At 62.0% G+C, this 20,034-nt stretch carries 13 protein-coding genes; 7 read left to right on the forward strand and 6 right to left on the reverse strand.

The genetic code is table 11. From position 1 onward, the window contains the following. Positions 1 to 134 precede the first annotated feature (134 nt). A complete protein-coding gene (locus AACV02_RS07080) occupies positions 135 to 3,224 on the reverse strand; it encodes a transglycosylase domain-containing protein (protein ID WP_119738578.1) in 3,090 nt (1,029 codons plus the stop codon). Positions 3,225 to 3,313: 89 nt separating this feature from the next. Next, positions 3,314 to 8,647, reverse strand: coding sequence for a hypothetical protein (locus AACV02_RS07085; RefSeq protein ID WP_119738580.1), 5,334 nt, complete (start codon positions 8,645 to 8,647; stop codon positions 3,314 to 3,316). A 454-nt stretch (positions 8,648 to 9,101) separates the two neighbouring features. On the opposite strand from AACV02_RS07085, the gene AACV02_RS07090 reads away from it, so the two are divergent. Then, positions 9,102 to 10,514: an amino acid permease gene (locus AACV02_RS07090; RefSeq protein WP_106579433.1), complete on the forward strand. Its 1,413-nt coding sequence runs from the start codon at positions 9,102 to 9,104 to the stop codon at positions 10,512 to 10,514. 47 nt (positions 10,515 to 10,561) lie between these two features. On the opposite strand, the gene AACV02_RS07095 is transcribed toward AACV02_RS07090, so the two are convergent. The 4 genes from AACV02_RS07095 to AACV02_RS07110 all read right to left on the reverse strand — a co-directional run bounded on the left by AACV02_RS07095 (position 10,562) and on the right by AACV02_RS07110 (position 14,592). Further along, the gene (locus AACV02_RS07095; protein ID WP_106579432.1) at positions 10,562 to 11,686 is read right to left on the reverse strand and encodes an OpgC family protein; all 1,125 of its coding nucleotides are present in this window, start codon (positions 11,684 to 11,686) and stop codon (positions 10,562 to 10,564) included. 132 nt (positions 11,687 to 11,818) lie between these two features. After that, on the reverse strand, positions 11,819 to 12,115 hold the full coding sequence (locus tag AACV02_RS07100) for a cupin domain-containing protein (protein WP_119738582.1): 297 nt from the start codon (positions 12,113 to 12,115) through the stop codon (positions 11,819 to 11,821). A 65-nt stretch (positions 12,116 to 12,180) separates the two neighbouring features. After that, a complete protein-coding gene (locus tag AACV02_RS07105) occupies positions 12,181 to 13,800 on the reverse strand; it encodes an FMN-binding glutamate synthase family protein (protein WP_106579430.1) in 1,620 nt (539 codons plus the stop codon). 27 nt (positions 13,801 to 13,827) lie between these two features. After that, positions 13,828 to 14,592 carry a helix-turn-helix transcriptional regulator gene (locus tag AACV02_RS07110; protein ID WP_119738584.1) on the reverse strand — a complete coding sequence of 255 codons (765 nt, stop codon included), beginning with the start codon at positions 14,590 to 14,592 and terminating at the stop codon, positions 13,828 to 13,830. Between the two features lie 93 nt (positions 14,593 to 14,685). Here AACV02_RS07110 and AACV02_RS07115 point away from each other — a divergent pair, with 93 nt between their 5' ends. The 6 genes from AACV02_RS07115 (at position 14,686) to AACV02_RS07140 (ending at position 19,950) form a co-directional block, all read left to right on the forward strand. Next, a complete protein-coding gene (locus AACV02_RS07115; RefSeq protein WP_119738586.1) occupies positions 14,686 to 15,507 on the forward strand; it encodes a carbon-nitrogen hydrolase family protein in 822 nt (273 codons plus the stop codon). 265 nt (positions 15,508 to 15,772) lie between these two features. Next, on the forward strand, positions 15,773 to 17,098 hold the full coding sequence (locus AACV02_RS07120; protein ID WP_106579427.1) for an APC family permease: 1,326 nt from the start codon (positions 15,773 to 15,775) through the stop codon (positions 17,096 to 17,098). 100 nt (positions 17,099 to 17,198) lie between these two features. Beyond that, the gene (locus AACV02_RS07125) at positions 17,199 to 17,471 is read left to right on the forward strand and encodes a type B 50S ribosomal protein L31 (RefSeq protein WP_106579426.1); all 273 of its coding nucleotides are present in this window, start codon (positions 17,199 to 17,201) and stop codon (positions 17,469 to 17,471) included. 168 nt (positions 17,472 to 17,639) lie between these two features. After that, the gene (locus AACV02_RS07130) at positions 17,640 to 18,986 is read left to right on the forward strand and encodes an HD domain-containing phosphohydrolase (RefSeq protein ID WP_106579425.1); all 1,347 of its coding nucleotides are present in this window, start codon (positions 17,640 to 17,642) and stop codon (positions 18,984 to 18,986) included. A gap of 47 nt (positions 18,987 to 19,033) precedes the next feature. Beyond that, positions 19,034 to 19,447, forward strand: a complete 414-nt coding sequence (locus AACV02_RS07135; protein ID WP_119738588.1) for an NUDIX hydrolase — start codon at positions 19,034 to 19,036, stop codon at positions 19,445 to 19,447. Then, entirely contained in the window at positions 19,444 to 19,950 is a 507-nt protein-coding gene (locus tag AACV02_RS07140; protein ID WP_106579423.1) for a GNAT family N-acetyltransferase, read from the forward strand. The genes AACV02_RS07135 and AACV02_RS07140 overlap by 4 nt, the downstream gene beginning before the upstream one ends. Positions 19,951 to 20,034: the final 84 nt, after the last annotated feature.

Raw genomic sequence — 20,034 nt, forward strand, 5'->3', positions numbered from 1 at the left:
GAGAGTGGAGACTCCCTGAGTCTATTCACGCGTCGAGGCTAAAATAAGCTTTAAAAATAGTGGCTTACGCGGGTTTTAAGGCGCGTAACGGTCAACAATTCGAGGGTGAAAAATACATAACTGACACCCTGGATTCAGCGCGCCACGCACAGCGTCTGCGTGCCCGGCTGCAGGTACGGCGTCAGGATCGGCGCCATGCCTTTGAGCACTTGCACGGGCAAAGCCGACGTGAAGGTGAAATGCTCGGCCGAGGCCCCAGGGACGAAGGCGGTCAGCGTGCCGAAGTGATGCTCGCCGATGTAGAACACAAACGTTGCGGTGCGGTTGATCGATTTGGAGCTGAGGATGCGCCCACCCGCGCCCATGGCTTCGATGCGGTTGTCGCCGGTGCCGGTCTTGCCGCCCATGGCCAGCGGCGCGCCATCGGCCAGTTTGAAACTGCCGGCCACGCGTTTCGCCGTGCCCGCATCCACCACCTGCGACAGTGCACCGCGCAGCGCCGTGGCGACTTCGCTGGGCATCACGCGCTTGCCGCGGTTGGGGTCGTTGATCACGAGCGTTTCATACGGCGTGCCGGCGGCAAAATGCAGGCTGTCGATGCGCAGCACCGGAATGCGCACGCCATCGTTGAGGATGATCCCCATCAGTTCGGCGAGGGCGGCGGGGCGGTCGCCGGAGCTGCCGATGGCGGTCGCCAGCGACGGTACCAGGTGGTCGAACGGGTAGCCGACAGCCTGCCAGCGCTGATGGATTTCCAGGAACGCTTCGATCTCCAGCATGGTGCGGATGCGGCTGTCGCGCGCGCTCTGGTGCCGGCTCTTGAACAGCCAGCTGTAGACTTCCTGGCGTTCGAATTCGCTGGCCTTGACGATCTCGCCGAAGGTCGCGTCGGGGTGGTTGAGCAGATAGCCCAGCAGCCACAGGTCGAGCGGGTGCACCTTGGCAATGTAGCCTTGGTCAGGCAGGTCGTAGGCGCCGGGGCCGTAGCTTTGGTAGAGCTTTTCGAGACGCTCGTCCGTAAGCTTTTCGGGGGTCTTGGGGTTCTTCAGATGGGAGCGCACAAAACGGTTGAAGCTCTCCTGGCTGGCCTGCGGCAGCAAGTAGCGGTGCACGGCAGCCAGGCGAATCGCGGTGGGGTGCAGGCCATCCATAAAGGTGTCGAGGCGCGTCTGCGTGTCTTTGTTGCGGTACTTTTTCCAGAACTTGAGCAGGAACGCGGTGCCTTCGTGGTCGGCGAACTTGGCCAGGTATTCCTGACGGCGCGGATCGTTGTCATCTTTGAGCAAGCGCGCGCTGTTGTCTTCGCCGGAGTAGGTGGTGTAGCGCACCAGGTCGCGCATCAGGCGAATGAACGGCAGGTTGATCGACTCGCGCAGCGCATCGCGCAGGGTCGGGCTGCGGCCATTGTCTTCATTGCGAAAATTGTGGAAGTGATGCAAGCCGCCGCCGGTGAAAAACGCTTCGCCGGGGCTGGCCGAATAGGTGCGGTTGAGGGCCGCGTCAAGCATCTTCGACAGGTCGCGGTCCGGGTTCTGGATCAGGTAGTCCAGCGCCCAGCGTGACAGTGGGTCCTGTTCGGGGACCTCGACTTTTTTCAACTCGGCTGGTGTTTGCGCGCGGTAGCGATCATGCAGCTCGGTGATGATTTGCAGGTAGGTGGTCAGCACGCGCAGCTTGGCGGTGGAGCCCAGTTCCAGCTTGCTGCCTTCGTTGATATCGAAGGGTTGGTCGGTGTTGTCGGTTTGCACCCGCACCCGTGCGCCGTCGGGCGTCAGTTCGAACAGGGTGAAGCTGTAGCGCACTTGCGGCGTGCTTTGCGGGGTGAGCAAGCGCGGGCCGAGCAGGCCCATTTGCCCTGCGAAAGCGGGGTCGGCCAGGTGCTTGAGATAGTCGGTGGCCTGGGTTTGCAGGTCGTATTGCAGCGTGCTCGTGGCCGACAGGTCGAGGCGATCGAGGTCATACAGCGGACGGTTGAGCAGGCTGGCAAGGCGACTGCGTGCAACGTTGATCGCCTTGTTGGTTTCCACCGGCTGGAGCGTCGGTTGTTGCTGCCAGTCGCGGTAAGTGACATGGCTGGCGAGGGCGGCCTTGGCCAGCGCCGGATCGATCACGTTGTTCTGTGCCAGCAGGCGGATATGGCTGTCGGTCAATTGCGCCAGCTCATCGCGGCCCTTGGTCAGATAATGCGAAGGGCGGCGCTGGGCAATCATCAGCGACAGCACTTCGCGCAGCGCCAGGCCTTTTGCTGGAAGGTCCTTGGACGCGTTACCACTCAACAGCGCATTGCTCTGGTTGAAGTCGGCGCCGTACCACACGCGTAGACCTTCAGCCATGCCGTGCACCTCACCATGGCCCGGCACCGCCGACAGCGGCACGCTATTGAGGTAGTCGCGCACGATGTTCTGCCGGCTGTCCAGGGTCTGCGGCCCCGGTTGGTAGGCGCGGACGCTGGCAGACATCATCTGGCGGATTTTTTCGCCACCGGACAGCGTCAGGCCGTCGGGCGAATGGCGATATTTTTCAAGCTGGGTGGCCAGGGTGCTGCCGCCGGCGGTTTGCCCTGGCAGATGCAGCAGTTTGGCCACCTGCGACCAGGCGGCCTTGGCAAAGCGCGGCCAGTCCACCGCCGGGTTGGCCATCGGACGCTTGGGGTCCAGCAGGTCGCGGTCTTCAATAAACAACAGGCTCTGCACCACCAGCGGTGGAATGGCGGCAAAGCTGGCATAGAGTTGCTGTGGGTAACTGAAAGCGTACAGCGGCGCCGCGCGGCAGTCGGTGATGGTCAGGCCGGCCTGGACCTTTTCGGCGTAGGGCACGAACAGGCCGTGCTCGGCGTAGCTCATCAGCGCCGGGGAAAACCGCGACTGTGCCTGGATCACGTAGTTGCGTTTGAGCAGGCGTGGCAAGAACTCATTCAGCGCGCTGTAGCCCAGGCGCCGGTCAAAAGGACCCTCGCCGGGATACACCATCGCATCACTCGCGCCAGGTTCCACCCGGTAGCTCAGTGATGCGGCAAAAGGGCTCAGGTGTTCAGCCTGCAGGCGCGAGGTGCGTATTTCCCGACTGGCGGCCCACCCCAGGGCCACCAACGCAAGCACCAGCACCAGCCCCATCAGCCGCCACCACAGGCGTCGAGAGCGGGGGCTTTGTGGCAATGGCGGTGGATCCGCACTGTCGGTCTGGACCACAGCGGGTTTCGAATCGGTCTGCCATAAAGCGCCCATAGTCGATTGATCCATTCACGCAGATTGATCGGACTTGGTTCAAGCTTAGTCGCTGGTGATGCGCCGTGAAGATTTTGTGTGCGGGCGGCCTAGCGCCATGAAAGTTTCAGGCCGCGTTTCCAGTCCGCCAGCCAGTTGGAGTTTTCGATTCGCTCCCATTGGCCCTTGTAGTACACCGACATGTGCTGGCCGGACCAGTCACGCACCCGTTCGTTGAACGCGTTCAGGTACTGGTTTGCCGGGCAGGCAATCCTGGCCCAGGGGTCGCAGATCCACAGGCCCTGCCAGTCGTCCTCCGTGAAGTCCTGGGTCTCGACCAGGCTTGACGGCGTTTTGCCGACCACCACAAAGGCATGGGTAGGCGGACGTGAGCCCCATATCTGCGAGACGCCGCCGTTGGTGCGGATCAGTTCATGGGCGACATGGGCCATCTGGTCGCAATTGCCGGCCCCGGTCTTGAGGATGATCTCGGTGTAGTCGGGCTGCCCGACCAGGGTGTATTGCCACAGCACCACAGGCGCTGCGATCCGCAACCGCGCCAGGTCGTCAACGGCATCGGTAACGAGGTTGGCGGCGCCGACTCCGGTTCTTTCGACCAACGCCAGCGTGCTGGCGTGGGCCTTCTGCGCGAGGTACTCGTTGATCTGCGCGGCGCTGGGGCCGCCGGCTACCACCGGGCGTGGCGGCCATATGTCCAGCTGCAAGGGTTTGGCGGCGACATGCACATCCAGACGCTGTCCCTGGCTGGACGCGTTCAGCAATAATTCCCGTTGTTTGAGGGGGGTCAGGGTACTGGCGGTATGGCGCAGCCTTGCCAGGGTGCCGTCAGAAAAACCGCGGGCTGCCAGTTGCCGGTACAGCACCTCCAGCGTCGGCAGTGCCACCAGCGGTTGCGTGGGCATGAGTTCGGCAATGTCCAGGTAATCGCGCTTGTAATCGCAGAAAGCGTGGATCAGCCGCGCGGCTTCGCCGCCCTGGCTGAAGTCCAGGTAATCGAAGACCAGTTCAGGCGGGTTGGCGGTCTGGATAACTTCAAAGAACACACCGGTGTCGGCCTCGACAACCCAGCGTGGGCCCGGGATCGGCCCAGGCCGGGAGAGTTCGAACACCATGGCCCGCATGACGCGCGTGTCATCAATGCCTTCGGCGATACCTTGCAGTTCCACCACCCGGGTTTCATGGCCCAGCAGGTTGTCCAGTTGGTCGTCGGGCAGCCCGAATTGCGGTTCGTCGACAAGCGCGCCCAGCGTGCGACGGCGATAGATCAGGGGCGGTGCCGGGACCTGGGTCAGCTCAAAGGCAATTTCGTCACGGCTGACTTCGTAAACGGTGTGGTGATACACCAGTCGCTGCTTCGCACCGCCCTGACTGGGCGCGGGAATGATCCGGATATGCTCCAGCGCTTGCACGCGACGTTGATGAATGGAGTGGTTAAACGCAGAGAGCCTTTTGGTGAAGCAAATGAATGGGGGCGCGTTGCGTTTGCTTCGGGTGGGCGTGCAGCGGGTGTCGAAATGGTGTTCGACGCGAAAATGAGCAGGCGATGCCAGGTCGTCCAAGTGGGTCGGTGCACTGTGTTCAAGGCGCATGACCTTGCCGTCAACCAGTAAATCCGTGGCGGTGGCGCGAGGAATGAGCAATGGCGGGGTGTCAAACAGCCGCTCGGTGACGCGCGCCTGGTAACCGTTGACGCAGTGCACCGGTGCCACGCTCAGGGCGCTGTCCAGGCGAAAGTTGGGCAGCGGTGGCCCATAGGGTCGCGCGCTGAAAGGGTCGAAGGCGTACCACTGCCTTTCGCGCATTATCGCGACAATGCGCGAAAAGTCGCTCCCGCCCAGTACGGCACCGATGCCGATGTCGGCCCTGGACAGCCAGCGCACGTACTCGCGCAACGGCGTGTTGGCGGTCCAGCGTTGTGCTTGCTCGATGGCTTCCCTCAGGGTGTGCCACGCGGCCTTGCCCAGAGCGATCAGGCCATTACGGGCCAACCTGGCGAGTGTGGGAGTAAGGTCGAGGGGGTTGAGGGTTGTCTGCAGCAGGTTCGTGCTCAATTTGCCCAGTTGCAGCAGTTTTATTGGCAGCGGTGCGGTGCTTTTCAGTACCGCCAGGCCGGCCGACGAGTAGGCGCGGGCGGGCATCAGCAGGCCGAACAGGTCGAGCAGGCACTGGTAGCTGCCATACGTCATGCGGTGGGGGTCGCCCGAGGCGATGTCCTGGCCGCACGACCACAACGGCACCAGGATTTTGAGGCGTTGCGTCAACGCGTCGTGGTGGTGTTCGAAGCCCTCTTCGGCGGACGCGCCGCGCGCCTGTTGTCGCGCAGCTTCGACGTCGAGGAAAAAATGCCGCTCGACGATGGCCTGGGTGATGCTGCGCAGGATCGCCGAACCGAACCGCGGGGTGGCGGTTTCGGCGGGTGTAGGGCCCTGCTGCCATAGCTGCTCGACGACCACCGTGGAGAACACGTTCGGCCGCGGCGCGCTGCCGGTTTCGTAGGCTTGCCAGTCGATGGCCAGTGGATTGCCGGTGTGCAAGACACTGACGGGTTGAACCGAGCCTGGTCGGCCGGTGGTAACCGACAGGGGCTTGCCGCCCAGGTCAAACACCAGGGCAGGGCCGCTGCGTTTATGCAGGCGGTTGAGCAGTGGGAACAACTCGTAATCGTGGGTGGCGTGGGGCAGGGTGCAGCGCAGGATGATGCCGAAGCGCCCGACGCGGGCTCTTTTTTCCTCGCGGGTTTCCAGGGTTTCGGCCTTGGTGGCCTCTTTGCTCAGCACCAGCAATTGCAGCTTGCCGATGGGCAACCAAGCACGCTCGGCCAGCGGTAATTGTGCCAGCAGGTCCTGAAGGGTGGTGGCGTACGCCTGTTTAAGGCGGTCAATGTGGGCGTCGAAGGCGGCCTCGAACAGCGTATTCACATGCCCCATGCGGCTGAACGCGCTGCGCATCAGGTTCAGGTCCAAGTGTGGGTGAACCGACGCCCAGTGGCGCGAAAAAGGCTGCAGCCAGCCCTGGCTGTGCAAGTCCACGAGGGAGTGCTGGCTGAGGTAAGGCACGTTGTGCCAACGCGGCGGGCCGCTGGACGCCAGGCCGAGGTTCAGCTGCAAGCGCGACGCCAACGCCCAGCGCAGGTCGGGCGTGTTGATACGGGGGTGGCCCGGGAAGACGTTTCGCAGGTCATCGAACGCCACCGACCGGCGCGTCGGAGGGTCGCTGGCGAACGTCATGAAGGCGCTTTTCAGTGCCTCCAGGCGCGCCTGCAGTCGGGCTTTCGCCGCGTTGATCGCGCCGATCGGGTAGCGTCCGTCGGCCTGTTGCGTCAGTTCACCCTGGGCGACAGCCCAATCGAGCAGGCCTTGGGTTGCGGTGTATTCGCGCCATTGTTGCTGCTCGGGCGAGGTGTCCTCCCGTGACGCCAAGGCGATGACATCGTTGTAGCTCAGTTGCTGCGGTGAGCCGGGCGCGATCCTCTGCGCCATCGCCACGCCTTGGCTGAACACCAGCCACTGGGTGGAGGTCATGAAGCGCAACGTGTCCGGCAGTTCCCGCACCAGAAACTCCGGTGCTGCCCCTGCGAGCAGCAGGTGGGCCGCCAGCGGCGTGGCCTCAGCCGAGACGACGCCGCTGCGTATCAGGTGCAGTTCCAGGTCTTCACGCAGGGCCGCGTGGGAACGGCCCCATTGGCTGCTTTGGGCGAGGTTGAACCCCGCGACGACGTAACGCTGTTCATCCGGCAGCGGATCAAGCTCGATCATCAGCGCGGCCAGCACCAGGTTTTCAAGGCTGGCGCTGTTGGTGTGTTCGTGTGGATGCTGGCCGTACCCGCCCAGTGCCTCCAGCAACCGTCGGCCCAGTTGCCGGGCAGGAGGGCGCCTGAGCATGAGCTTGAGCAACCGGTCGGCCTGGGTGCGAATCGCAGTTCGGGACAGCCCGGCCAACAACGGCCCCGCCAGATACTCCAACAGCCTGCTGCTCGTGCGCGGCAGCCAAGCGTTGACCCGCGTTCGCACGGTCTCACGCTGGTCGGGCGTTAACGGCAAACCTTGTCGGTAGTCAGCGTGTTGAGTGCTGCGCGGCAGGGTCATTTCGAGGAATTGCAGCGTACCCAGGGCGTCGCCGGCGGTACGCGGAACGGCCAGACCCTGGCCTTGTAGATGCTGGGCGAGGCTGCGCGCCTCGGTGCGCGGCGCAGGTGCGAGCGCCGGATGCAAATGAGCGTCGCCGGCCCAGGCCTGCAGCAACGTCGAGTGCGTGGCAATCACGGCGTCAGCGGCTTTGCCCTCGAGCAGCGTGCGCAAAGCCGTCGCGGCATGGTCACGGTCATGGTCCAGACGCTGCCAGTGCAGTTGCTGCATGAGCGCAATATCGGCCTCGGCGAAGTCGCAGACGGGCGGCACGTGCAGGGGCTGCGACGCGCGCAAGCGCAGACTCAGCGCCCTGGCCGCGTCTGGCGTGGCGGGCACCGCCAGGTCGTGGCACTGCAGCAACTGCGCCACGCTGAACTGGCCGCTTTGGTGAATAGAGGTGCCGAGCTGTTGCGCCACATTGACCAGTTGTTCGAGACGGCCTGCCAATGGCAGCGGCAACAGCCATTCGATGCCGAGTGCCACCTGTGCGCCATCTGCGCGCTGGCCGGTGAGCTGGCGGGTGTCGGGATCGAATGTGTAGTGGCCGGGCTGCAGGCCGTGAACCGGCTCCAGCGCCAGGAAGTCTTGATGACGGGTGATGTAACCCAGCAGCGCTGCGCCGGCTTGTTGGGCGTTGGCTGCAAAAGAGCCGGAGTCGAGGGTCAGCCTGTTGCGGTGAGCGGTTTGCGGGTTGAAACCCGCTTCGCTCGCGGCAGCCTCCAGGCTGTCGGCCAACTGCAGCAGGTCTTGGTTCAGCCGTTCGAAATCACGCGCCAGCGTTGGACTGGCGCTGGCGAAAGGGTTGAGTTGATCGAGGGCCTGGATGACGATCATTCGCTGGCCCCGGGTCTGCGGCTGAGGGTAACCGTAGAACCGCAGCACTTGGCTGGCGGGCAATTGCAGCGTGTTCTCGCCAGCAGTCATCGGCCCGTACGGCAGGCCGCTGGCCGCTGGGTCCAGGATGTCGGCGATGGTCAGGAGGGGAAGGGCCAGGGCGCACCCTTGCGCGTCGTCCCACAGGGTCCAGGTTTTTTGGGTCTGGTCTGTCAGGCTGCCATTGGCCAGGGTCAGGCTGGCGAGGTCGATGTTCCGTTGCCGGGCCCAGGCGATGAAGCGCGGGCGGTTAATGGCCTGGCGCCAGAGTTGCAGCCAGCAACCTGGCGAAGAATGGGGCGGTATCAGCAGCGGCGCGGCGCTGGTGCCATTCAAATGATTGATCAGGGCAGTGACCATGTGCTGATCACCCTCCTGGCGTCGGGTGCGGCCCTGCTCGAGTCGTTCGGTAGGCGTGTCCATTGATTTTCCCTGTGCATGGAGGCTGTTCCCTCATCCTGAGGGAGTGCCGTTGGCAGGGGGATCGTGACAGTTCCGATTTACCTGTGGCCGAGCTCGAAGCCTTGGGCCAGAGCCTTCGTTGACGGGCGGAGGGCGTCGGCCCAGGCATGACGCTGCACCATCACTGTGCAATACTCGCTGCCCTCGCGATGACCTGATAAATGCGTAAAGGCAGGTAATGCTTCCTTGTAAAAGGCTTATTTACCCAGACTTATCGCTGAATTTAGTCATTTTTAGAGTGAAAGACCCTAGTGTCGGCTTTTTATACTGCACCCCCGCCGATCCCGCAGGCTGTGCGCTGCCGGACGTGCCTGTCCACGAAACAGGCCTGGTTGAAGTGCGCCCCCGGCTTACCGGCTTGGCGTGCGCAACGCTCGGTGGTTCATATCCAATAACAAGACGAGGTTGTACCCCTATGCCAGTTGGCAATCACCTGCCCCATGGCGAGACCGCTCAGGGCGGCCCGCTGAAACGTGAACTGGGCGAACGGCATATTCGCCTGATGGCCCTCGGCGCCTGTATCGGTGTGGGCCTGTTCCTGGGTTCCGCCAAGGCCATCGAAATGGCCGGCCCGGCGATCATGCTCTCCTACATCATTGGCGGCCTGGCGATCCTGGTGATCATGCGCGCGCTCGGCGAAATGGCGGTGCATAACCCCGTCGCCGGTTCGTTCAGCCGTTACGCCCAGGATTACCTCGGCCCGCTGGCGGGCTTTCTTACCGGCTGGAATTACTGGTTCCTGTGGCTGGTGACCTGCGTGGCAGAAATCACCGCCGTTGCCGTCTACATGGGTGTCTGGTTTCCCGATGTGCCGCGCTGGATCTGGGCGCTGGCGGCGCTGGTCAGCATGGGCACGATCAACCTGATTGCGGTCAAGGCATTCGGTGAGTTCGAGTTCTGGTTCGCGCTGATCAAGATCGTCACGATCATTGCCATGGTGATCGGTGGCGTCGGCATCATCGCGTTCGGCTTTGGCAACGACGGCGTGGCACTGGGGATTTCCAACCTGTGGGCCCACGGCGGCTTCATGCCCAATGGCGTGACCGGTGTGTTGATGTCCTTGCAAATGGTGATGTTCGCGTACCTGGGCGTGGAAATGATCGGCCTTACCGCCGGTGAAGCGAAGAACCCGCAGAAGACTATCCCGAGCGCCATCGGCTCGGTGTTCTGGCGCATCCTGCTGTTCTACGTGGGCGCGCTGTTCGTGATTCTGTCGATCTACCCATGGAATGAAATCGGCACTCAGGGCAGCCCGTTCGTGATGACCTTCGAGCGACTGGGCATCAAGACCGCCGCCGGCATCATCAACTTTGTGGTGATCACGGCGGCGTTGTCCTCCTGCAACGGCGGCATCTTCAGCACCGGCCGCATGCTCTACAGCCTGGCGCAGAACGGTCAGGCCCCGGCCGCCTTCGGCACCACCTCAAGCAATGGCGTGCCGCGCAAGGCGCTGCTGCTGTCGATTTTCGTGCTGCTGCTGGGCGTGTTGCTCAACTACATGGTCCCCGAGAAAGTCTTCGTCTGGGTGACGTCCATCGCCACCTTCGGCGCGATCTGGACCTGGCTGATGATTCTGCTGGCTCAGCTCAAGTTCCGTAAAAGCCTGAGCCCGGCCGAGGCAGCCGGCCTCAAGTACCGCATGTGGCTGTACCCGGTCAGTTCGTACCTGGCGCTGGCGTTCCTGGTGCTGGTGGTAGGGCTGATGGCGTACTTCCCGGACACGCGTGTCGCGCTGTATGTCGGCCCGGTGTTCCTGGTGCTGCTGACAGTGCTGTTCTACGTGTTCAAGTTGCAGCCCACCCAGGCTGCGGCGCGTGCTCAAGCCTGACCTTCAGGCGCACAACAAAAAGCCCCGGGATCGGGGCTTTTTGTTTTTCAGGCGGTGGCCACGCGAGGCGATTGGCTCAGGCGTTGGTTGAATTCCAGCCAGGCGCCCAGCGCGGCCATCAGGGCGGCGCCGACCAGTGCGGTGACGATTTGCATGGTCAAGGCATCGCCAGCCAGGGCGTTGAGCATGTCCGCCAACGGCGCCAGTAAGACGCCCAGGCAGAATACTTCCAACGAATAACGCCCCATCCGGCAGGTCTGCCGGGCCAGCCAATTTTGTGTCCAGGCACGCCCAGGCAAAAGTTTGGCGGTGACGTAGGCCAGCGCCAGGAAGTGCAACAGTCGCACCGGTGACAAGTCGGTCTTGCTGATCGGGTAGAGCAGTTCGCTCAGGGCCGCTGGCATCAATGCGTCGTGCACCTCAGGCCAGCGCCAGGCGAGGGTGAGCACACCCGCCGCCAGCGCGTAGACCGCCGCCGTGACGAACAACGGCTGGCGCAGCAATGGCCGATTATCCTGTGCGCGGGGTTGTTGCCCGTGAATGGCCGCCGCGCCACCCAGCACAAACAGAAACTGCCAGGTGACCGGGTTGAAGTACCACACGCCGTCAGCAATGGCGGCCAGGTTCCAGCCCAGGTGCGGCGCCAGCAGGTACACCGCCATCGACACCGCGACCACCGCCCAGGTCTTGCGCAGCAGCAGTGGCAGTACCAGCGGCAAGCCCGCCAACAGCACGATATACAGGGGCAGCGGGTCCATCAGGTTCGGCTTGAAGCGCAACAGCAATTCGTCCACCAGCGCTTGCTGAGGATGGGTGACAAAATGCGTCAGGCCCATCTCTTCGACCAGGTCGCGGGTTTCGACATGGCTGTTGGCGAAGAACACAATGCCCATCAGCATTGCCAGCAGGAAGATGTGCACCACGTACAGCACCCACGTGCGCCGCAGGATCTTCAAGCAGGCCATCCAGTAGCCTTCGCGCTGCAGGACCTTGCCGTACGCCAGCACCGAGGCGTAGCCGGCAAGGAACACGAAGACTTCAGCCGCGTCGCTGAACCCGATATTGCGCAGGGTGATCTGGCCGAGGGGATTGTGGGGGACGTGATCCCAGAAAATGAAGATCAACGCCAGGCCCCGAAAAAAATCGATGCGCGGGTCGCGTCCGTTCAGCATGGCAGCGGGCTCTTGAACAAATAGTTTAGTAATGACAGGTGCACGGCAACGTTGTCGCACGCCGCACGTCGGGCGGGCGCAGGTTGGCGGTATTTATAAGCAATTGCAAAGGCTGGGTATTACTGAATGTCTCTAGACATCAATGATCACCAACGTGCCTTGGCTACCGGCAAGGACCGCGTGGGCGATACCGGCTTGGACGAGGTACATCTGGCCGGCTTCCACGCGGATTTCCTCGTCACCGATGCTCAAGCGCAGCAGACCGTTGATCACCAGCAGGCCTTCGTTGTAAGCGTAGGTTTCTGCCTCGTAGGCCTGCTCATCCATGCGCAACACCTTGATCCGCGCCGGGCCTACCTGGCCCAGGCGCGTGGATTTCCAGCTGTCAGGCAGTTGCCCGGCGAGGGCGGCGAAGTCGAGTAACGGCATGTGAATCTCCTGGTTTCAACGATGCCGTCGGTGGTCCGGTTCAGCAGTGAATAGTTTTCATCGGGTTACGCGGCTACCAGCTCATTCGGCTCAAAACTGTCCGCGCGTGCCATCTGCCACATGCGCGAATAGAACTCGCCGTTCACTTCACCGGTGAGCAGTTCACCGGGCTTGAGGAACACATGCAGTTGCGAGAACAGTTTGATTTCAGTCGCCGACATGCGTCGCACCAGGTGCTTGGCCGACAGCTGCGAGGGATGATCCAGACCGGCTGCGGCGAGCATTTCCGCCAGGGCCTTGAGGGTGTTGCGGTGGAAGTTGAACACGCGCTGGGCTTTGTCCGGGACCACCAGCGCACGTTGGCGCAGCGGGTCCTGGGTGGCGACGCCGGTCGGGCATTTGTTGGTGTGGCAGCTCTGCGACTGGATGCAGCCGATGGCAAACATGAAGCCGCGTGCGGAGTTGGCCCAGTCGGCGCCAATGGCCAGGACGCTGGCGATATCGAACGCGCTGACGATCTTGCCGCTGGCGCCGAGCTTGATCTTGTCGCGCAGATTGAGGCCCACCAGCGTGTTGTGCACAAACAGCAGACCTTCACGCAGCGGCACACCGATATGGTCGGTGAACTCCACCGGCGCGGCGCCGGTGCCGCCTTCCTTGCCGTCGACCACGATAAAGTCCGGGAGGATGCCGGTTTCGAGCATGGCCTTGGCGATGCCCATGAACTCCCACGGGTGGCCCAGGCAAAACTTGAAGCCCACCGGTTTGCCGCCGGACAGTTCGCGCAGTTGGGCGATGAACTGCATCATTTCAATCGGCGTGGAAAACGCGCTGTGGCGCGACGGCGAGATGCAGTCTTCGCCCATCATGATGCCGCGCGTCTCGGCAATTTCCTTGGTGACCTTGTGCTTGGGCAGGATCCCGCCATGGCCGGGTTTTGCGCCCTGGCTCATCTTGATTTCGATCATGCGGACTTGCGGGTTCTGCGCCTGCGCGGCGAAGCGTTCCGGGTCGAAGCGGCCGTCGCTGGTGCGGCAGCCGAAGTAGCCACTGCCCAGTTCCCAGGTCAGGTCGCCGCCGTTTTCGCGGTGGTAAGGGCTGATGCTGCCTTCGCCGGTGTCGTGGGCAAAGTTGCCGAGCTTGGCGCCCTGGTTCAACGCGCGAATGGCGTTGGCGCTCAACGAGCCGAAGCTCATGGCCGAGATATTGAACACCGACGCCGAGTACGGCTGCTTGCACTGCGGGCCGCCGACCATCACGCGAAACGCGCTCGGGTCACTCAACGGCGCAGGGCGCATGGAGTGGCCGATGAATTCGAAGCCCGATTGATACACGTCGATCAGGGTGCCGAAGGGTTTGTCGGCGGTTTCGTTCTTGGCGCGCGAGTAAACCAGTGAGCGTTGCGCGCGTGAGAAGGGCAGCGCGTCGCTGTCGGATTCGAGCAGGTACTGGCGGATTTCCGGGCGGATGGCCTCCACCAGGTAACGGATGTTGCCCAGGATCGGGTAGTTGCGGCGCACCGCGTGGGGGCTTTGCAGCAGGTCGAACAGACCGATCAAGCTGAGCACGCCGGTGACCACGGTGATTGGCCACAGCCATTCATGTTCGATAAAGGGGAGGCTGGCGAGGGTAAAAATGACGCACACGGCAAAGAAGGCGTAACGGCTTAGTAACGACAGGCTCATACGGTTTTCCTTGGGTTCACTCATCGGCTAGGCGTTTTGCGCCTGTAGAAAGATCGAGAACAGCTCCGACTGGGATTTGATCCCTAGCTTGCTGTACATGTGTTTCTTATGGACTTTCACGGTTTCAACAGAGATTCCCAGCTTACGAGCGATTTCCTTGCTGGAGCAACCGCTGAGCATCAAGCGGCCCACATCCAGCTCACGGGCGGTGAGTTGCGCGCCCCAGTCATCCGTTTGCACCGGCGGCTGCGGGGCGCTGACCTGATTGAGTTCATAGGGCAGTCGCTGGCGCAGCAAACTCAAGACCCAAGGCTGGATCAGCGACAGCAGAGCGATCTGCTGCGGGTCAAACCGCTGTTTCGAGCCCAGGGACAGGCACAGGGTACGCCCATCCGCCAACTGGCAATTAAATTGGATTTCATCGGCCACCACGTTCAGGCGGAAGTAGCGCTGGTAGTACTCGGTGAGTTCAAAGTGCTCCGGCGCGACTTCGGCCAGGCGAAACAGGCCGGTGCGTGAGTGTTCGCGGCTGGCGATATAGAAGGGGTCGAGCAGGTACAGGCCGTTGAGGTAGTCCTGGAACAACTGGTCCGGCGTGCCGTCGACGCCCGGGCATTCGGCGAACACCAGCGGGCGGTGCGCGCTGCTGAACAGCAATACCACCCAGCTGTCGAACGGCACGTAGTTGTCCAGCAAGCGCACGAGCTGGGTCCAGAAGTTGGCCTGGTCGAGGGCGTCTATCATTTGCCCCACCGAACGGTGCCAGGCGATGTCTTGTAGCGAGACTGTCATTCGTCTACCCCCATAGGGTTACCCCGGCGGCGTGATTTCCCCGACGGGTGCGGCTGCGCATACTGCGCCACAGATAAAACAACAGGACTTCCCATGAAGGTCGAATTTGCCCAGTTGGCAGGTCGTGATAACGGCACAGCTTACAACCTTGAGCGCGCCTTGGCGGCAATTGCTGCCTGCGCCGCCGACACGCAACTGATCGTATTTCCGGAAACCCACCTGATGGGCTTCCCGTCAGCCGAGACCGTCGCCGACATCGCCGAGCCGGTGGATGGCCCGACCGTGCAGGCCGTTATCGAGGCGGCTCGCGCAGGCAATATCGCCGTGGTGATCGGCATGGCCGAGAGCGACGCCGGCCAATTCTATAACACCACGTTGCTGATCACCCCCGAAGGCATTGCCCTGCGGTATCGCAAGACCCACCTGTGGGCCTCGGATCGCGGCGTGTTCACGCCCGGTGACCGCTATGCCACTTGCTTGTGGAACGGTGTGCGTGTCGGCCTGTTGATCTGCTACGACATCGAGTTCCCGGAAACCGCCCGCGCCAACGCGCAACTGGGCGCCGAACTGCTGATTGTCACCAACGGCAACATGGACCCTTACGGTCCCACGCACCGCACCGCGATCATGGCGCGCGCCCAGGAAAACCAGGCGTTTGCACTGATGGTCAATCGGGTGGAAGAAGGCGATGGCGGCCTGTTGTTCGCCGGCGGCAGTGCCCTGGTCGACCCGTTTGGCAGCTTGCTGTTCGAAGCCGGGCGCGATGAAGGGCAATTTACCGTCGAGCTGGACCTTGACCAACTGGTGGCGGCTCGCAAGGACTACCGCTACCTCGACGACCAGCGCTTGAAATTGCCGGGTGAGGTGATCGAGCGCACGGATGGGACGCGTGAACTGCTGATTCCTAAACCCTGAGAATTCCTATGGCGAGCGGGCTGTTGTGGCGAGCGGGCTTGCCCCGCGTTGGGCTGCGCAGCGGCCCTAAAACCTGCAACCGCAGTTCGTCTGGAGAACTACAGCGAATGTAATGGGGCTGCTTCGCAGCCCAACGCGGGGCAAGCCCGCTCGCTACATCAAGCATCGCTCGCCACAGTAAATACGCTTGATCATAAGAAAAATGACATCCGCTTCACCGACTTCAGTTCTGCCATAAATCTAATAAATCAGCGGAGAATCGCTCATGGCTCGTTTGCAACGCACCCTGTCGTTAGGGTCGGTGGTGCTGTTTGGCATCGCCTATATGACGCCGATCATTGTGCTCGGCACCTTCGGCATCCTCGCGCAATCCACTGGCGGCATGGTGCCGGCCGCTTACCTGGCCGCCCTGGTGGCGATGTTCTTTACCGCCATGAGTTACGGGCGCATGGCGTCGGCCTTTCCGGTGGCCGGTTCCGCCTACAGCTACGTGCGCAAGGCGATCAGCCCGAAACTGGGCTTTATCGCCGGTTGGGCGGTGTTGCTCGACTACCTGTTCTTGCCCATGGCCATCTGGTTGATCGGGGCGGCGTACCTGCATTCGGCATTCCCTGCGGTGCCGCAATGGATCTGGGTGCTGGCGTTTATCGGCGTCACCACGGCGATCAATATCATCGGTCTGAAACTGGCCAACGGCATTAATGCGCTGCTGATGTTGGTGCAGTTTCTGGTGCTGATTGCGTTTGTCGCGCTGTGCATCCATTACATCGGGGGCGACGCGAGCAAGCCGCTGTGGACCGTCGCGCCGTTCTTCAACGGCCAGATGCACATGCCGCTGATCATGAGCGGGGCGGCGATTGCCTGTTATTCGTTCCTGGGCTTTGACGCGGTCAGTACCTTGACTGAAGAAACCCGCGACCCACGCCGGACCATTCCGCGGGCGATCATGCTGATCACCTTGATCGGCGGGTTGATCTTCGTTGGCGTGTCGTATTTCGTGCAGATCGCGCATCCCTCGTTCGAGTTTGCCGATGTGGATTCGGCGGCCTATGAAATTGCGCGCAATGTCGGCGGTGACCTGTTTGTGTCGATCTTCCTGATCGGCTTGATCGTCGGCCAGTTCGCCTCGGGGCTGTCGGCCCAGGCCAGCGGTTCGCGCTTGTTGTTCGCGATGGGGCGCGACGGCGTGTTGCCCAAGTCGTTCTTTGGCACCTTGCATGCGCGCTTCGGCACGCCGGTCAACAGCATCCTGTTGTGTGCGGTTGTGGCGTTGCTGGCATTGAAGCTGGATGTGACCACCTCCACCTCGTTCATCAACTTCGGTGCATTCCTGGCGTTCAGCCTGGTGAACCTGTCGGTGATCTTTCACTACTGGATCGGCGCGAAAGCGCGTGGCGTGCGTGAGTTGATGTTGTTCCTGCTGTTCCCGGCCATCGGCCTCGCGGCGGACGTGTGGCTGATGGTCAGCCTCGATCATCTGGCGATTTACCTGGGCGTGGTGTGGTTGGCGATCGGCCTGGTTTACCTGGGGTTCCTGACGCGCGGCTTCTCGCAACAGCCGCCGGAAATGGATTTTCAGGAAGCTGCATAGACGCAACAGGTCTATCCTTATTGCAATCGGTTCTCGTTTGGGCGCATGATTTGTGTTACTGTGTAACACATTGATTGCACTCAAACGCCCCGGAGGCACTATGAAAACTGGTATCCATCCCGACTACCGCACCGTGCTGTTCCACGACACCGCCGCCGACGTGTTCTTCCTGATCGGCTCCACGGCCGACAGTGATCGCACCCACACACATAGCGATGGCAACACGTACCCTTACATTCCGTTGGACGTCTCCAGCGCCTCGCACCCGATCTACACCGGCCAGCAACGCAAGACTCAGGTCGAAGGCCGGATTGCCGGGTTCAACAAACGTTTTGCGTCGTTTGGCACCAGCCCGAAAAACGCCGAGGCGTGAGGGATTCACGTTTCACCTCAAAGGCCGCTCCAGCATTTGGAGCGGCTTTTTTTATGCGTTGATATCGCAAGGCCATCACCTGGTAAAAACCAACTAAACTCCTTGGTAATCGCCAGGAGGCATTGTCCCAGACCGTAAGGAACGCAGATCGACGATCCGAGGTGTCCCATGGGAGAGTCAGTGACCTTTATCGATGCCAACCGTCCAGTGCTGCTGTTGATCGACGCCCACCCGGACGTTTTGCACAGCCTCAAGCGATTGCTCAGCCTGGAGCCCTTCGAACTGCACAGCGCCACCTGCGCCGCTGATGCCCTGGGCATTCTCGCCACTCAACCCATTGACCTGGTGATGAGCGCCGCGCGTCTGCCGGACATGGATGGTGCCTCGTTGCTGGCGCACATCCACCAACACCACCCGCACACAGTGCGCATTCTGCTGACCGGCGAGACCGACCTGACGCTGATCGTCAAAGCCATTAACGAAGGCCAGATCTACCGTTACCTGAGCAAGCCCTGGAACGATGAAGAACTGCTGCTGGCCCTGCGTCAATCCTTGGCCCATCAGCATTCGGAGCGCGAACGTGGGCGCCTGGAGCTGTTGATCCAGGCGCAGAACGATGAACTCAAGCAGCTCAACGCCACGTTGGAAAAACGTGTTGCCTCTCGCACCAGTGAATTGCAGCAAACCGCCGATATGCTCGACCTGGCCTACGAAGAGCTCAAACACAGCTACGCCACGGGCACCGAGGTGTTCTCGTTGTTGGCCAACCTGCGCTTACCGCGCGCCAAGCAAACCAACCGGCAAATCATCGAATTGGTGCGCACCTGGTGTGTGGCCCATGGCGTAGATGAGGCCAGTAACCGCGACCTGACCATGGCTGCCGCGCTCTACAACATCGGCAAATTGAGCTGGAGCGACAGCATGATGGCCTCGCCTTCAGACCTGTTGCACAGCAGCGACCGTGAGCGTTATCGCGCTTACGCCACCCAAAGCGAATCGTTGCTGATGACTCTGGAACCGATGAAAGACGCAGCGCGGCTTATCCGCCATCATCAGGAACGCTGGGACGGCAGCGGTTTTCCCGATCACCTCAAGGGTGACGCGATTCCCGCAGGTTCGCGCCTGTTGAAACTGGCGGTGGACTTTATCGAGCTGCAAAAGGGCCTGATCCTCGAACGCCAGATGAACAGCGACGAAGCGCTGCTCTATATCCGCAAATACGCCGGTCGCCTTTACGACCCCGACATGGTGGAAAGTTTTGTTTCAGTCTGCGCCACGTACCTCAATGACGTGACCCTGGGCGACCCCAGCGTCAGGGTGCTGGGCACCCGCGAGCTGGAGGAGGGCATGGTGCTGGCGCGCAACCTCAACGCCGATAACGGCATGTTGTTGCTCAACGCCGGCAAGGTGCTGAACCTGCCGCTGGTGGACAAGTTGATCGCCTTTGAGACCATGGAAGGCGCCAGGTACAGCGTGTTTATCAAAGAGCGGCATGAAGGATTGCTTTGCGAATAACGCGCTATCTGTGATCCTTGCGCCTTTGCATTCGAGGCAGTTTTTACATGACATCCACTATCCGCATCGCCGCTGCGCTGTTGATTGGCAGCGACGGCCGAACCCTGCTGGTGCGCAAGCGCGGCACCCAGGCGTTCATGCAACCGGGCGGCAAGATCGACGCCGGCGAACAACCGGCCCAAGCCCTGGCCCGTGAGCTGTTTGAGGAACTCAACCTGCGCATCGAGCCAAGCCAGGCTGTCTATCTTGGCCACTTCTCGGCCCCCGCCGCCAATGAGCCTGGGTTCACCGTGGACGCCGAGCTGTTCCAGGTGCACATCGACGTAGCGGTGACGCCCGCGGCCGAAATCGAAGAAGTGCGCTGGATCGACCCTGCCGGTGACGGTGGCCTGCAACTGGCGCCGTTGACGCGCGACGTGATCCTGCCGTTTTACCGCGCATCGCTGACCTGCGACGCATGATGATTCGTTCGCTTGGCGCCAACGACGCCGAGGCTTATCGGGCGTTGATGCTTGAGGCGTACGGCGCTTATCCGCAGGCGTTCACCTCCAGCGTGGCGGAGCGCGCGCTGATGCCCCTGAGCTGGTGGGAAAAGCGCGTCGACAGCCCGCTGGATCGGCTGCTCGGGGCTTTTGAGGGGGACGCATTGGTGGGCATTGTCGGCCTGGCGTTCGAGCCGCGTGAGAAAGCTCGGCACAAGGTGACCTTGTTCGGCATGTACGTGAACCGGGCGTACCAGCACCGAGGCCTGGGCCGTCAGTTGGTGGAGGCGGCGCTCGCCGAGGCGCGTGAACATCCGCACCTCACACTGATTCAGCTGACCGTCACCGCTGGCAACGACGCCGCCTTCGCGTTGTACCAGCGCTGCGGCTTCATCCAGTACGGCCTGGAGCCACTGGCGGTGCGGGTGGGCGAGGATTATTTCGACAAGATCCACATGTGGCGTGAACTCAAGGTCGACTGAAATCCCAGGTGGGAACTCAATCCAATGTGGGAGCTGGCTTGCCTGCGATAACATCGCCTCGGTGCTGCAGTCAGACCGCGTCGT

Origin of the sequence: Pseudomonas sp. Larv2_ips (assembly GCF_963879675.1) — a bacterium.
Taxonomy (GTDB): Bacteria; Pseudomonadota; Gammaproteobacteria; order Pseudomonadales; family Pseudomonadaceae; genus Aquipseudomonas.